This window comes from Bacillus sp. JAS24-2 (genome assembly GCF_008274905.1).
GTDB lineage: Bacteria > Bacillota > Bacilli > Bacillales > Bacillaceae_G > Bacillus_A > Bacillus_A cereus.
Genome location: NZ_CP031068.1, coordinates 2,018,412 through 2,031,904 on the forward strand (window position 1 = coordinate 2,018,412; position 13,493 = coordinate 2,031,904).

Sequence of the window (13,493 nt, forward strand, 5' to 3'; positions counted from 1 at the left end):
AGCAAAGAGGTTAGGTAGCGGGCTGCCCGTAAAAGCTTGATTGGTGAAGGCAAATAATCAGTGGGGATGAAGAAATCCCACTAATTAAAGTTTCACTATAGGATTTTCTATATTATATGTTGGATATAGAAAATCAGTCATTACGTTACACATGTAAAGTTTCAATTTTTTCGTTTATTTGCTTATCATTTGTTGCGTTACTATAAATAAAAGTTTGACCTAAAAAGAGTACATGCAGTTGTTCCCACGGTAACATGCGCAAATTCCAATTATTTCGAAGTCTAGTTATTGCTTCACGAGGTGTTTCATCGGCGAGTGCAAAAGCTCCGTAATGCATTGGTATAAAATGTGTAGCGTTTAAATCTAAATAAGCTTGCACGGCCTCTTCAGGTGAAACATGAGATACTTTCATAAACCATTCTGGTTCATAAGCGCCAATGGGCATAAGAGCAATATCAATTAAAAAGCGTTCACCAATTTCTTTGAAACCTTGGAAATAGCCACTGTCGCCACAAAAATATATGGTTTCCATAGTCGTTTCATTATCAATAATCCATCCGCCCCAGTGAGACGTATTCATATCAAATAAGGATCTTCTCGTCCAGTGCTGAGCAGGTACGAAGTGAAAAGAAACTTCGTTAATTATCGTACTTTCCCACCATTTATACTCTTCTACATGTTTAAATTTCTTACGAGTAAATAATTTTTTTAATCCAATAGGTACAAGATATAGAACATCATCATTCAACTGACGAAGAGTTGAAAAATCTAAATGATCATAATGACCATGTGAAATAAGGACAATATCAATTTTAGGTAGTGCTTCTATAGAGAGTCCAGGTTCTGTAAGTCTTGGAACTAGCTTTAATTTATTAGCCCATACTGGATCTGTTAATATATTAAGTCCATTCGTTTGGATAAGAAAAGTGGAATGCCCAATCCATGTGATAGTCGTTTTTTCAACATTACTTTGCAAAAATGCACTTTGTTTAACGGGTGATTGTTCTACTAAGAAAGAAAAATCTTTTTTGTTTTGCTTTCGTTCTTTACGCCAGCGTAAAAAAGAGCGAATTGATTTTTTTGTACTAACATTATCCATATTTTCATAGCGCTTTGCCATGAACATCACCTCATTTAAAATCGTTGTATTTGTATTGTACCGAAATGTTGTTAAGGAATACAGTGTAAAACATGGATTAATGTTTAAGGAATTGTTAAAAAATAGGGAGAGGTATTTACAAAAGTAACAATAAAATTAGTTTTATCACTTTTATTTAGAGAAATAATAGTAAAAAAATATATTTTGTCTAGTAATTCGCTTGAAATAAAGAAGTAACATACGTAAATTCGTACGATTTCGTGAACAAATGTAGTAAACAATTTTCTCGTAGTGTTAACTTTTGTTATTATAAACATAACCTATTTAAATTTAGGATAGAGAAAAGAGGTTTATAAATGAAGCGTTATCAAAAAATAATTGGTCTTATGGTTGTATTTTGTCTCTTTGTACTTGCTGGATGTAGTGAATCAGGTTCAAAGCTTCGTAAACCATTAAATTGGGATTTAGAAACCTTCCAATTTACAAATCAAGATGGAAAGCAATTTGGTACAAAAGATTTAAAAGGGAAAGTTTGGGTTGCAGATTTTATGTTCACAAATTGTCAGACAGTTTGTCCACCAATGACTGCAAATATGGCCAAGCTTCAAAAGATGGCAAAAGAAGAGAAATTAGACGTTCAGTTTGTTTCATTTAGTGTAGATCCAGACCTTGATAAGCCAGAAAATCTGAAAGCTTTTATTCAAAAGTTTACAGAGGATACTAGTAACTGGAATTTATTAACGGGGTATTCGTTAGAAGATATTACAAAGTTTTCAAAAGATAATTTCCAATCACTTGTAGATAAGCCGGAGAACGGTCAGGTCATGCATGGTACATCATTTTATTTAATTGATCAAAACGGAAAAGTAATGAAAAAGTATAGTGGCATTAGTAATACGCCATACGAAGACATTATACGTGATATGAAGCGATTAGTGGGTTAAAAATAAGGGTGCATAGCACCCTTATTTTTTTGCATTAGTCTATCGATAAAATGTCATGTTGCTGGGGAAGTTTCGGCGCCCGAATTTCTAATACGCCGTTTTGATAAGAAGCTTTTGCCGCTTTTTTATTAATTGAATACGGCAATTTAATCAATCTTGATGCTTCTGAAATGGAACGTTCTCGGCGATAATAGTTATGGGATGTTTGTTCTTCTTCCTCTTCAAGTATCTCTTCTTTTACAGAGACTTTTAAGTATTCACTTTGTATTTCAATTTGGATTTGTTCTTTTTGTATACCTGGTAGTTCAGCTGTAACAACGAGTTCTTCACCAACTTCATATAAATCTACAGGGAATGTTAATAAACGGTTTCCTTTTTGGAAAAAATGATTTAAATCAGCGATTACATTGCGAAGAGGTGTTTGCTCGAAGAAATCATCAATTTGCTTTAAGTAATTACGAACCGGTGGGCGAGAAGAATCTTTTTTTTCTTCACTCATGGTATTCCCTCCTAGAAATCAATTTGCAATATCATATGACAAAAGCGGAGAAAGGTGAGTGCCTAGTTTTCATGTTTTCATAAAAAATTGTTAAAAATGTGAAATGGAGTGATTTTTTTATAGTTTTTGGTCGCCATATTCAGTTGATTATGCTAGTATAAATAGGGTTGATATAGTAGTATAGAGACAGAATGAAAACTGAAAGAGGGTAAGAAGTATGTGTGGTTTTGTAGGATGTTTATGTGAAAACCCTAGAGAGTTTTCAGAAACAGAAAAACATCAATTTGAAAATATGAACACGATGATTTTCCACCGTGGTCCAGATGACGAAGGATATTTTCGTGATGAACATGTACAATTTGGCTTCCGCCGTTTAAGCATCATTGACTTAGAGGCAGGACATCAGCCGCTAACTTATGAAAATGATCGATATGTAATTATTTTTAATGGTGAAATTTACAACTATGTAGAATTACGTGAAATGTTACTTGAAAAAGGTGCAACGTTTGCAACGCAATCTGATACAGAAGTTATCATTGCATTGTATGCACATATGAAAGAAAAATGTGTAGACTACCTTCGTGGTATGTTTGCATTTATGATTTGGGATCGTGAAGAAAAGAAACTTTTCGGTGCACGTGACCACTTCGGTATTAAACCTTTATACATCGCACAACAAGGTGATACTACATTCTTCGCATCTGAGAAGAAAAGTATTATGCATGTGATGGAAGATAAAGGCGTTAATCCAACGTCACTACAACATTACTTTACGTACCAATATGGTCCAGAGCCAGAAACTTTAACAATTGATGTTAATAAAATCGAGCCTGGTCATTATTTCGTAAAAGAAATCGGTAAAGAGATGGAAATCCATCGCTACTGGAAACCTTATTTCAATGCTTCAAGTGCAACGAAAGAGGAGCATATCCAAGCAATTCGTGATGTGTTATATGATTCAGTAAAAGTGCATATGCGTAGTGATGTACCAGTAGGTTCATTCTTATCTGGTGGTATCGATTCATCTATCATCGCTTCTATCGCAAGAGAAATGAATCCAAATCTTTTAACATTCTCTGTTGGTTTTGAGCAACGTGGTTTCAGTGAAGTTGATGTTGCGAAAGAAACTGCTGAGAAATTAGGCGTTAAAAACCATAACGTATTCATTTCAGCGAAAGAATTTATGGATGAGTTCCCAAAAATCATTTGGCATATGGATGATCCTTTAGCTGATCCAGCAGCTGTACCATTGTACTTCGTTGCGAAAGAAGCACGTAAACATGTAACAGTTGTTCTTTCTGGTGAAGGCGCAGACGAGCTATTTGGTGGTTATAACATTTACCGTGAGCCAAACTCACTAAAAATGTTCTCTTACATTCCTAGCCCAGGTAAGAGCGTTCTAAAAGCATTAAGTGGTGCTCTTAAAGAAGGATTTAAAGGTAAGAGCTTCCTAGAGCGTGGATGTACACCAATTGAAGAGCGTTACTATGGAAATGCTAAAATCTTCCGTGAAGAAGAAAAAGCTGAATTAATGAAGTATTACAATGAAAGTGTTAACTATATGGATATCACGAAACCATTGTATAACGAGATTAAAGATTATGATGATGTAAGTAAAATGCAGTACATTGACATGTTCACATGGCTACGCGGTGACATTTTATTAAAAGCTGATAAAATGACAATGGCAAACTCATTAGAACTTCGTGTACCGTTCTTAGATAAAGAAGTATTCGATGTTGCATCTAAAATTCCAACTGAATTTAAGATTGCTAACGGAACTACGAAAGCTATTTTACGTGAAGCAGCACGCGGAATCGTTCCAGATCACGTATTAGATCGTAAAAAACTTGGATTCCCAGTACCAATTCGTCACTGGTTAAAAGACGAAATGCATGATTGGGCTATAAATATTATAAACGAAAGTAAGACAGAGCATTTAATCGACAAACAGTATGTATTAAACTTACTGGAAGCACATTGTGCAGATAAAGGCGATTATAGCCGTAAAATTTGGACTGTACTTGCGTTTATGGTATGGCACCAAATTTATGTTGAGCATAAATACGATACGAATAAGTTCCATGAAGAAACAAAACGTGCGTATAGCTTAGTTTAATTAGAAAAACCTTAAGATTGCATACGGTCTTAAGGTTTTTTTCATAAATAGGAAGTATTATTGATACAATAATAGTAAAAGGATGGACAACATATGATTACGTTTGAGAAAGTTACTGTAGAAAATGAAAGCGTTGTTAAAGAAATGTTTAAATCGCATAGTTTAGGTGAGAAAAAGGTACAGTACTGTGTGAAAGTTGATGATACATATATTGGTGTAATAGATTATAGTGTACAAGAGGAACGGGCTGTTTTATCACAGCTAATTATTCATTTTGATTACCAAGGTTACGGTTATGGTACAAATACGTATTTTACATTTGAAGAAATGATGAAACAAAGAAATGTGAAAGAAATAAAAGTGCTACAAGAGAAATTAACAGAAAAGGCGAAGTCTTTCATAGAGAGTTTTGGTTTTGCTTCAGAAGATGAAGAGTATGTAAAGAAAATATAACGATGATTATTTATGCGATACAATAAATATAAGGCAGGTGGATGTATGACGATGACTTCTGGTCTTGTATTAATTGGAGGGTGCTTTATAGTAGCAGAATTATGTCATATAATCATTCGGAAAAGAATGAGTAAGAAAAAAAAGCCGTATGAATTACAATACATCCCTGTCTTTTTCATTATGTTTTGTATGCTTAGTACATTACAAAATTTAATGAACTTTTCACCACTTGTAAATGTTTTTTTAAAGTTTGGTTTACTTTATAGTGGTGTTGGAATAGCACTTTTATTTATTTTATTTTGCATACGTTATGTTCACTATCAATCGTATATATTTATTTTAAATTGGTTAAAGCAAGATGATAGAAACCGCCTTACATAAGGCGGTTTTTTTATTTGCAATTGTAACAGAACCTGTACATTTCACATAAAATAGGACGAGTAGAAATGCAAACATATTACAAGAAAGGGGCGGGGCAATAAAATGAAACTTGTTATAGACGCAGGGCACGGTGGATATGATTCTGGTGCTGTTGGTAATGGTTTAGTAGAAAAAAACTTAACACTTCAAATTGCTAGACGCGTTCGAGACATTTTAACGGTAAATTACCCAATTACAATTAAAATGACACGTGATAGTGATGTGTTTATTTCTTTATCTGAACGTGCTAATATTGCTAATGCTTTCAGTGCGGATTATTTTATTTCATTTCATATTAATAGCGGCGGGGGTACAGGTTTTGAAAGTTATATTTATAATGCGTTATCCAATAGCAGCACTGCATATGCAAAGCAACAAAAAATGCATACAGCTGTCAATCCTGTATTAACAAAATATGGTCTTCGTGATCGAGGAGCAAAAAAAGAAAATTATGCGGTATTAAGAGAAACCACAATGGATGCAATTTTAACTGAGACTGCTTTTATTGATACAGCGTTTGATGCAAATTTATTAAAAAATCCACAATTTATTGAAGATCTAAGTCAAGCGTATGCAAATGGAATAGCAGCTATTTTTGGAGTAGCTCCAAATCCACAACCCCCTAACCCACAACCGACACCTCAAACGAAGGGAATCGCTTATATTCTTGGGAAAAATGTAAATTTAAGAAATGGTCCATCAACTTCTTCCTCAGTTATTCGTCAATTAAATTCTCCAGAATCTTACGTTGTATATCAGGAAAGTAACGGATGGCTAGATTTGGGGAATGGGCAATGGGTGTATAATGATCCTTCGTACATTAATTTTGTAAAGACAAGCAATAGTGATGGAAGCCCGATTGGGGTTGCATATATACAAGGGATGAATGTAAATTTAAGAAGTGGTCCATCAACTACATCTGCAGTTATCCGCCAATTAAATTCTCCAGAATCTTATTTAGTATATATAAATGAAAATGGTTGGTTAAACCTTGGTGGAAATCAGTGGGTATATAATGGCCCAGCGTATATTAAATATACTCAATATTAGGAATTAAAATGATAATGCAATATGGATGCGTATCCTTGTTATGTATAACAAGGATACGCATTTTAATAACAACATTTATTTTCATACTTATGCACTATGTTTTAAAAAGAAACATTAGAAAAGCGGATAGAATCTAAATAGTATATATTAAAAAAGTTTTCTTATATACATTGACAATGTATATAAGATACATTAATCTTTAAATGTTAATGATAATCGATTTCATCTAGGGAGGACATATGATACATACTAAAAAACTAATTATGTTCTGCATTATGATACTCATGGTTGTAATTGCAGGATGTAGTAAAGAAGAGAAAAAAGAAAATAATATATCAGCGAAAGCAAAAGATTCATATACGGTAAAGCATGCAATGGGTGAAACGACAGTAAATGGTACACCTAAAAAAGTTGTTGTTTTAACAAATGAAGGCGCAGAGGCTCTCCTAGCTGTGGGCGTAACGCCAGTGGGGACTACGAAACCACGTGCTGGTGATGAATGGTATCCTCATTTAGCGAAAGAGTTAAAAAACACGGAAGTTGTAGGAACTGAACGTGATATTAATTTAGAGGCTGTAATGAAGCTTAAGCCAGATTTAATTATCGGAAATAAAATGCGTCATGAAAAAATATATGATCAGCTAAAAGAAATCGCACCAACTGTTTATGCAGAAACATTACGCGGTGATTGGAAAGAAAACTTTACACTTTATACAAAAGCTGTAAATAAAGAAAAAGAAGGGCAAAAAGCTCTTGATGATTATAAAAAACGCATTGAAGGAATGAAAGAGAAGTTAGGCGATAAATTGAATTCTAAAGTTTCTATTATTCGTTTCGTGCCAGGTGATGTTCGTATTTATCAAAAAAACTCATTCTCGGGTGTTGTTTTAAATGATATTGGATTTAAACGACCACCATTACAAGATAAAGATGATTTTGCGATAAAAGGAATTACAAAAGAGCAGATTCCAAATATGGACGGAGACTACTTATTCTATTTCACGTCTGATAAAGATGCAGATAAGAATAATGAAGGAAATTCGTTAGCGAAGGAATGGACAGAAGATCCACTCTTTAAGCAACTACAGGCTTCTAAAAATAATAAAGTATTCCAAGTAGATGAAGTGATTTGGAATACAGCAGGTGGTATTGTAGCTGCAAATCTTATGTTAGATGATATTGAAAAATATTTTCTGAAGTAAATGAATAGTCGAGTGCATCCCTTTAAATAAGTGATGCACTTTTTTGTTTGTTAAAATACAGAAAATTCCTTCTTTTGAGTGTAGATAAGTTGTACAATTAAAACAATCATGTGATAAAGGAGTGGGGAAGAATGAAAGCTACTCATAAAGATTGGATTTTATTTAACGGAAGAATTGTAAATACGAAGGAAGAACAGCCGATGATTCCATTAGAGGAGAGAGGCTTTCAATTTGGTGATGGTATATACGAGGTATTCAGACTATATGACGGGAAGCCACATTTATTAGATTTACATTTAGAACGATTCTTTAACTCTATGGCAGAAATAAAACTAATTCCACCATTTACGAAGGAAGAATTAGTAGAAGAGTTATATCAAATGATTGAAAAAAATCAGTTTCAAGAAGATGGGAATGTATATTTACAAATATCAAGAGGTACACAACCGCGCAATCATGTATATGAATCAGATTTACAACCGACATATTTTGCAAATCTTGTTTCGTTCCCAAGACCAGTTGCTTCAATGGAGGCAGGGATTAAGGTGACAGTAGAAGAGGACATCAGGTGGAAGTTTTGCCATATAAAATCTTTAAATTTGCTTCCTAATATCATGATCAAAAACAAAATAAATGAACAAGGGTATCAAGAAGCAATATTAGTACGAGATGGTATTGTGACCGAAGGGTGTCATTCCAATTTCTTTATCGTGAAGAATAATAAGTTGATTACACATCCAGCGGATTATTTCATTTTACATGGTATTACACGTCACTACGTAATTACATTAGCGAAAGAGTTACATATCGATGTAGAGGAACGAGAGTTTTCATTACAAGAAGTATATGACGCTGAGGAGTGCTTTTTTACAGCGACGCCACTTGAAATATTCCCAGTCGTTCAAATTGGTGATGAACAGTTCGGGGCTGGTGAAAGAGGACCAATTACGAAAAAACTACAAGCTGCATACGAAGAGAGTATTCGTTTGTTTAAAGTGACAAATTAATCATGAAGAAAAAAGCTGGTATTCTTCCGGCTTTTTTTCATGATATAATTCAAGCATAGGACAAGTTTTGAAAACGCTGTAAAAAGGGGATTTAATATATGAATTATGAAGATTTTAAAGAAGTAATTCACGGAAGACGAAGTGTTAGAAAGTTTACAGATCAAGAAGTATCTACTAATGATATAAAAGAAATAATTGATTGTGCTCGTTACGCACCGAGTGATACGAATTCACAAACGTGGGAATTCTTAGTTATCATGAATCGAGAGAAGATTAAAGAAATTGAACAAATGACATGGGATGCATTACATAAACTTGCGGCAAAAGCAGCAGAAAATGGAGAAGAGAAAGCAGGGAAATTACTTACACGTTCTTTCGGACCATATGCAACAGCTTTCTCGGAGGCACCAGTATTAATTGTATGTTTGGCAACACCATATGAATCAAAGTTCCGTGAAAAGATATTTGATCCAATTGCTTTTGTTCCAGATTCCGTTTGGGAAGAAGAAGGCATTAAGAGTAGCTGTTTAGCGGCACAAAACTTAATGTTAGCTGCACATGCAAAGGGACTTGGTACTTGTCCAATGACAGGGCCAGTATTGCTAGCTCAAGATGAACTGCGCCAATATTTACAAATTGCGCCTGAAAAACAAATAAATATGGTTATTTCACTCGGATTTCCGAAAGATAAACCGAAGAAACTTCCAAGAAAAGAAGTAGATGAGATTACAACGTTTGTTTTTTAATTGCTGTATAGAAAAGACATTGAACTAACAATGTCTTTTTATTTTTGAGGGTATGTAATTCATATGTTGGGCTAAAATGATAGATAAGAGGGAATTACTATTTATTTCATAAAAAAAATTAATGTTCTATTAAGGAAAGTATGATACATTAATCGTGAGCAAGATTCTATTTGTTCATGAAAGTGTTGAAAGTAGTCTCAAAATTTAAAAGTTATTTTTGTATAATAAATTATAATGAAGTTACAGGGGGGATGAATTTTGAAAAAATTCATAATCACTGGATTGTCTGTATTGTTATTAGTTGGTTGCGGTGCTCCACAGGAAAAAGAGGACGCGCAATCAAAACAGGAAGAACAAGTTGTAAACGCAAGTGATGAGAATATGGTTGTATTTCCTGAAGGAGCAATGTCAATTGGAGAAGGGAAAGTAAAAGTTATTACTCCAGATGGTACTTCTGAAAACGGCAATATACCGACTGTATTCATCAAAAAGGATACGTTAATTCAGCAAGTTGAATTAGAACTTTCTAATTTTCAAAGTGATAAAGAAACATTCGTATTTGTAGATCAAATGTATACAGATAAACATCAAGTAACTAGTACAACGCAGACAACAGTGCAGTTAAAAGAAAAAACGCTGGAAACAGGTAGTCATACAATTACTGCAGTTCAGTATGAAAACAATGACCCGAAAGGAAAGGTTATTAGTTTTAATCAAGCAACATTTGAGACAAAACCTGCGTCTTAACAAGAATAAAAAGTACATTACTCAAAAAGTAGTGTGCTTTTTTGTTTGGACTAGAGTGTGCAAGAGTGAATAACTTATTTCATTTTCTAATACGATTAAATAGGAAGTAATCACTTGTTACTACTATGACAGAGAAAGAGGTTGAAGATGTGAATCGGTGTATTCGTATCGTCTTGATTAGTATGATGATGGCAGTATTTTGGTTTACGATACAAGAGATGATTCAAGCTACGCTCAATTATCAAATTCATGACTTATCAATAGGAGCTATTTGTTTTACCATTGTTTATCTATTATATCCCGCACTAACGGGCAGTAAGACCTTACCTTAAAACTCGGTATAGGTGAGGAGATTAGGTGGGAGATCAACTGCCTGTAAATGCACGATTGATGAGGGCTGATAATCATTGGAGATGAACAAACTCTCCAATGATTAAAGTTTCACTTTATGATAAACTCGGATTAAGGTGAGTTTTGCAAGAAAAATGTAGGTATTTCATTTGAAATGTCGAATAGTACATACGATGTCGTAATAACAAATTTTCTATTGTTTACTGTGAAACAGGAGAAGGAGAGATAGTAATGAAACGAGCTCTTATAAATATTGATTATACATATGATTTTGTAGCTGAGAAAGGCGCTTTAACATGCGGGAAACCAGGACAGGAAATTGAGAAGGAAATTGTACATATAACGAAGCAATATATTGAAAATGGAGATTACGTTGTCTTTGCTATTGATAAACATGAAGAAAATGATGTATATCATCCAGAATCAAAGTTATTCCCGCCTCATAATATAGCTGGTACAAATGGAAGAGATTTGTTTGGTGAATTACAAGATGTGTACGAAACATATAAAAATGCAGAGAATGTATATTACATGGATAAAACACGGTATAGTGCATTTGCAGGAACAGACTTAGAGATGAAGCTAAGAGAAAGAGGAATAGCAGAAGTTCATCTTGTAGGTGTTTGTACTGATATTTGTGTTCTTCATACAGCAGTAGATGCTTATAATAAAGGGTTTAAAATTGTAGTTTTTGAAAAGGCGGTTGCATCTTTTAATGCACAAGGGCATGAATATGCACTTGGACATTTTAAGTCATGCCTACATGCAGAAGTGAAGTGAAAAAAGAGGCCTTTAAAAAAGGTCTCTTTTATTTGTCCTTGTTCATTGAAAACAGCTACCGCAACGCCTAATAAATTGAGTGGTCTTGATCCGACAACTTCTCTAATTTCTTCGATATACCCCATTGTAGGTAACCTCATTAAGGAAAAATAAGAGCATATAAACTATTCGTTATTATATAAATATATTCCTCTTTATAAATGTAAGAGATGTCAAATATCTCATGTGTTTTATTTGGTAAAATATACATCAAAAAAGGTCAAACAAAAACTTTGACCTTTTTTGACCAAATGTTATAATAAAGGCAGAAAGAGATAATCTTTCATTCATAAATAATAAGGAGGAAAAAATATGCGTAATTTATTTCCAGAGATAACAAAACGTCAAAATGGTATTTTTGATTTTGGGCCTTCTTTATTAGAAGGGATGACAGATGCTTTCTTTAAGCCACTGAACATGGATACTTTTAAAGTAGATGTTCATGAGCAATCTGATAAATATACTGTGAAAGCAGATTTACCAGGTTTTCAAAAAGAAAACATTCAAGTTGATTTTGAACAAGATGTATTAACGATTCAAGCAACTAATCATAATGAAGTAGAAGAAAAAAATGAGAATGGCACATATATTTGTAAAGAACGTTCTATAGGTTCTGTAACTCGACGCTTTAGTTTTAAACAAGTTGAGGAAGAAAATGTTAGAGCAAATTATAAAGATGGCGTACTGACAATTGAATTGCCAAAATTGAAAGAAGAAAAAAGTAGTAAGACAACAATTAATATCGAATAAAAGAGCTGATAAATTCAGCTCTTTTTTTACGTAGTTAATGAATAAATGAGTTGAAATCGTAATGAGATGAATAAAGTTTTAACGTATAAAAAAATTTCACGATTTGCTCCCCCTTAGGTTATTAAAAAGGGTATATTTAAAGGGAAAGGAAAAAGAACAGCTAGACATACTGTTTAAAGTGAATTAGTAATAGAGTCAAAATACATAGTAAGGGTAGCGGCATTTTAGATTAGGATAATAGATTTTTCTGGAACAAACTTAGGCGATTATGAATTTTTTAATTAGTAAGGAAGTGGTTAAATGAGCTTATTAACGTATACGGAAGAATTTTTTAATTATGTAAGAGAGTTTTTACTTTTAAGATTTTTACTATTTGCTTTCGTTTTAATCATTATTTCTTTTGTAATAAACCGTATTATTGATTGGTTTTTTAGGAAATCAAGCTTTTTTGATGAAGAGATAGAGCAGACGATTCAAAGTGTAATTCGATCTATTTTTAGATATATCATTATCATCAGTCTTATCATATATTTAATTAGCCAATTTGTAGATATAAAAAGTATTATTGCAGGTGCAGGGATAGCTGGAGTTGTCATCGGTTTTGCTGCACAACAGATGCTAAAAGATGTTATATTAGGCTTTGCAAGATTAGCGGACAAAGAGTTTCGGGTTGGTGATTTTGTAACTTTTAACGGAACAAATTCAGGAACTATTGAAGAGATTAGTATTCGTTTTATGCAAATTCGTGAATGGTCAGGAAAACTACTTACCATCCCGCACGGAGAGATTAGAACGATACAAAATTTTAATAAAGGATGGATGCGTGTAATTGAACGCATCACGGTAAGTTATCAGGAAGATCCAACAAGAGTGAAGGAATTGTTAGAAGAAGTATGTGTTATATGCAATGAAAAATTGAATCAAACTCTTTATAGAGTAGAGGATGAGGCTGTTGAACCATTTAAATACGTCGGTGTTACAGACTTAAATCCTAACTTGAAATATGTTGGCTATGAATTTTGTATTACAGGTTTAATAAAGCCAGAAGATTATTTTGAAACTTCTAGACAAGTAAGATTTGAATTAATGTCTATGTTCCATAAAAATCAAGTGCAAATGCCAGCAGCGAATATGGTTGTTACTACTGAAGGTTTACAGCATATCCATGGTGGACAATCTTTATCGGACAGCTAAAGTAGAATCGTTTGTTAACAAAAATTCTGCTTCCAACATTGGATAGAATAACAATAATAAAATGATTGATATAAAGAAAGGGCTGAAGGAATT

General features: G+C 33.4%; 15 protein-coding genes and 1 pseudogene. 13 read left to right on the forward strand and 3 right to left on the reverse strand.

Annotated features, from left to right (window positions below; all coding sequences use genetic code 11):
* Positions 1–145: 145 nt before the first annotated feature.
* Entirely contained in the window at positions 146–1,120 is a 975-nt protein-coding gene (locus DN407_RS10575; RefSeq protein ID WP_001129631.1) for an MBL fold metallo-hydrolase, read from the reverse strand.
* A gap of 335 nt (positions 1,121–1,455) precedes the next feature.
* Here DN407_RS10575 and DN407_RS10580 point away from each other — a divergent pair, with 335 nt between their 5' ends.
* The gene (locus DN407_RS10580) at positions 1,456–2,043 is read left to right on the forward strand and encodes an SCO family protein (protein ID WP_000833335.1); all 588 of its coding nucleotides are present in this window, start codon (positions 1,456–1,458) and stop codon (positions 2,041–2,043) included.
* Positions 2,044–2,077: 34 nt separating this feature from the next.
* Here DN407_RS10580 and DN407_RS10585 read toward each other — a convergent pair whose 3' ends face one another.
* Positions 2,078–2,542: an Hsp20/alpha crystallin family protein gene (locus DN407_RS10585; protein WP_001288085.1), complete on the reverse strand. Its 465-nt coding sequence runs from the start codon at positions 2,540–2,542 to the stop codon at positions 2,078–2,080.
* Between the two features lie 217 nt (positions 2,543–2,759).
* Between DN407_RS10585 and asnB the strand changes: the two genes are divergently transcribed.
* The 10 genes from asnB (at position 2,760) to DN407_RS10635 (ending at position 11,417) form a co-directional block, all read left to right on the forward strand.
* A complete protein-coding gene (asnB, locus tag DN407_RS10590; RefSeq protein ID WP_000333816.1) occupies positions 2,760–4,661 on the forward strand; it encodes an asparagine synthase (glutamine-hydrolyzing) in 1,902 nt (633 codons plus the stop codon).
* 93 nt (positions 4,662–4,754) lie between these two features.
* The gene (locus DN407_RS10595; RefSeq protein WP_000627522.1) at positions 4,755–5,114 is read left to right on the forward strand and encodes a GNAT family N-acetyltransferase; all 360 of its coding nucleotides are present in this window, start codon (positions 4,755–4,757) and stop codon (positions 5,112–5,114) included.
* Between the two features lie 51 nt (positions 5,115–5,165).
* A complete protein-coding gene (locus DN407_RS10600; RefSeq protein ID WP_149216749.1) occupies positions 5,166–5,495 on the forward strand; it encodes a hypothetical protein in 330 nt (109 codons plus the stop codon).
* Between the two features lie 102 nt (positions 5,496–5,597).
* Positions 5,598–6,584 (forward strand): N-acetylmuramoyl-L-alanine amidase, encoded by a 987-nt coding sequence (locus DN407_RS10605; RefSeq protein WP_097796412.1) that lies wholly within the window; start codon positions 5,598–5,600, stop codon positions 6,582–6,584.
* A gap of 239 nt (positions 6,585–6,823) precedes the next feature.
* Positions 6,824–7,786: an ABC transporter substrate-binding protein gene (locus tag DN407_RS10610; RefSeq protein WP_000581991.1), complete on the forward strand. Its 963-nt coding sequence runs from the start codon at positions 6,824–6,826 to the stop codon at positions 7,784–7,786.
* A 131-nt stretch (positions 7,787–7,917) separates the two neighbouring features.
* A complete protein-coding gene (dat, locus tag DN407_RS10615) occupies positions 7,918–8,793 on the forward strand; it encodes a D-amino-acid transaminase (protein ID WP_044584419.1) in 876 nt (291 codons plus the stop codon).
* Positions 8,794–8,891: 98 nt separating this feature from the next.
* Positions 8,892–9,539, forward strand: a complete 648-nt coding sequence (locus tag DN407_RS10620; RefSeq protein WP_001105283.1) for a nitroreductase family protein — start codon at positions 8,892–8,894, stop codon at positions 9,537–9,539.
* A gap of 258 nt (positions 9,540–9,797) precedes the next feature.
* Positions 9,798–10,286 carry a putative periplasmic lipoprotein gene (locus DN407_RS10625; RefSeq protein WP_000713496.1) on the forward strand — a complete coding sequence of 163 codons (489 nt, stop codon included), beginning with the start codon at positions 9,798–9,800 and terminating at the stop codon, positions 10,284–10,286.
* Positions 10,287–10,411: 125 nt separating this feature from the next.
* Positions 10,412–10,618 carry a hypothetical protein gene (locus DN407_RS32740; RefSeq protein WP_000136534.1) on the forward strand — a complete coding sequence of 69 codons (207 nt, stop codon included), beginning with the start codon at positions 10,412–10,414 and terminating at the stop codon, positions 10,616–10,618.
* Positions 10,619–10,868: 250 nt separating this feature from the next.
* Positions 10,869–11,417: a cysteine hydrolase family protein gene (locus tag DN407_RS10635; RefSeq protein WP_000816757.1), complete on the forward strand. Its 549-nt coding sequence runs from the start codon at positions 10,869–10,871 to the stop codon at positions 11,415–11,417.
* 29 nt (positions 11,418–11,446) lie between these two features.
* On the opposite strand, the pseudogene DN407_RS32075 reads toward DN407_RS10635, so the two are convergent.
* Positions 11,447–11,542: pseudogene (locus DN407_RS32075) on the reverse strand (DNA mismatch repair protein MutT); the annotation flags it as partial.
* Between the two features lie 226 nt (positions 11,543–11,768).
* Here DN407_RS32075 and DN407_RS10645 point away from each other — a divergent pair.
* The gene (locus DN407_RS10645) at positions 11,769–12,206 is read left to right on the forward strand and encodes an Hsp20/alpha crystallin family protein (protein ID WP_149216232.1); all 438 of its coding nucleotides are present in this window, start codon (positions 11,769–11,771) and stop codon (positions 12,204–12,206) included.
* 300 nt (positions 12,207–12,506) lie between these two features.
* Entirely contained in the window at positions 12,507–13,400 is an 894-nt protein-coding gene (locus tag DN407_RS10650; RefSeq protein ID WP_000055415.1) for a mechanosensitive ion channel family protein, read from the forward strand.
* Positions 13,401–13,493 lie beyond the last annotated feature (93 nt).

What these genes read in the sequence shown, in the direction of transcription:
- DN407_RS10575 (WP_001129631.1), bottom strand. Translation starts at nt 1,120, where the DNA reads ATGGCAAAGCGCTATGAAAATATGGATAATGTTAGTACAAAAAAATCA.
- DN407_RS10580 (WP_000833335.1), top strand. Translation starts at nt 1,456, where the DNA reads ATGAAGCGTTATCAAAAAATAATTGGTCTTATGGTTGTATTTTGTCTC.
- DN407_RS10585 (WP_001288085.1), bottom strand. Translation starts at nt 2,542, where the DNA reads ATGAGTGAAGAAAAAAAAGATTCTTCTCGCCCACCGGTTCGTAATTAC.
- asnB (WP_000333816.1), top strand. Translation starts at nt 2,760, where the DNA reads ATGTGTGGTTTTGTAGGATGTTTATGTGAAAACCCTAGAGAGTTTTCA.
- DN407_RS10595 (WP_000627522.1), top strand. Translation starts at nt 4,755, where the DNA reads ATGATTACGTTTGAGAAAGTTACTGTAGAAAATGAAAGCGTTGTTAAA.
- DN407_RS10600 (WP_149216749.1), top strand. Translation starts at nt 5,166, where the DNA reads ATGACTTCTGGTCTTGTATTAATTGGAGGGTGCTTTATAGTAGCAGAA.
- DN407_RS10605 (WP_097796412.1), top strand. Translation starts at nt 5,598, where the DNA reads ATGAAACTTGTTATAGACGCAGGGCACGGTGGATATGATTCTGGTGCT.
- DN407_RS10610 (WP_000581991.1), top strand. Translation starts at nt 6,824, where the DNA reads ATGATACATACTAAAAAACTAATTATGTTCTGCATTATGATACTCATG.
- dat (WP_044584419.1), top strand. Translation starts at nt 7,918, where the DNA reads ATGAAAGCTACTCATAAAGATTGGATTTTATTTAACGGAAGAATTGTA.
- DN407_RS10620 (WP_001105283.1), top strand. Translation starts at nt 8,892, where the DNA reads ATGAATTATGAAGATTTTAAAGAAGTAATTCACGGAAGACGAAGTGTT.
- DN407_RS32740 (WP_000136534.1), top strand. Translation starts at nt 10,412, where the DNA reads ATGACAGAGAAAGAGGTTGAAGATGTGAATCGGTGTATTCGTATCGTC.
- DN407_RS10635 (WP_000816757.1), top strand. Translation starts at nt 10,869, where the DNA reads ATGAAACGAGCTCTTATAAATATTGATTATACATATGATTTTGTAGCT.
- DN407_RS10645 (WP_149216232.1), top strand. Translation starts at nt 11,769, where the DNA reads ATGCGTAATTTATTTCCAGAGATAACAAAACGTCAAAATGGTATTTTT.
- DN407_RS10650 (WP_000055415.1), top strand. Translation starts at nt 12,507, where the DNA reads ATGAGCTTATTAACGTATACGGAAGAATTTTTTAATTATGTAAGAGAG.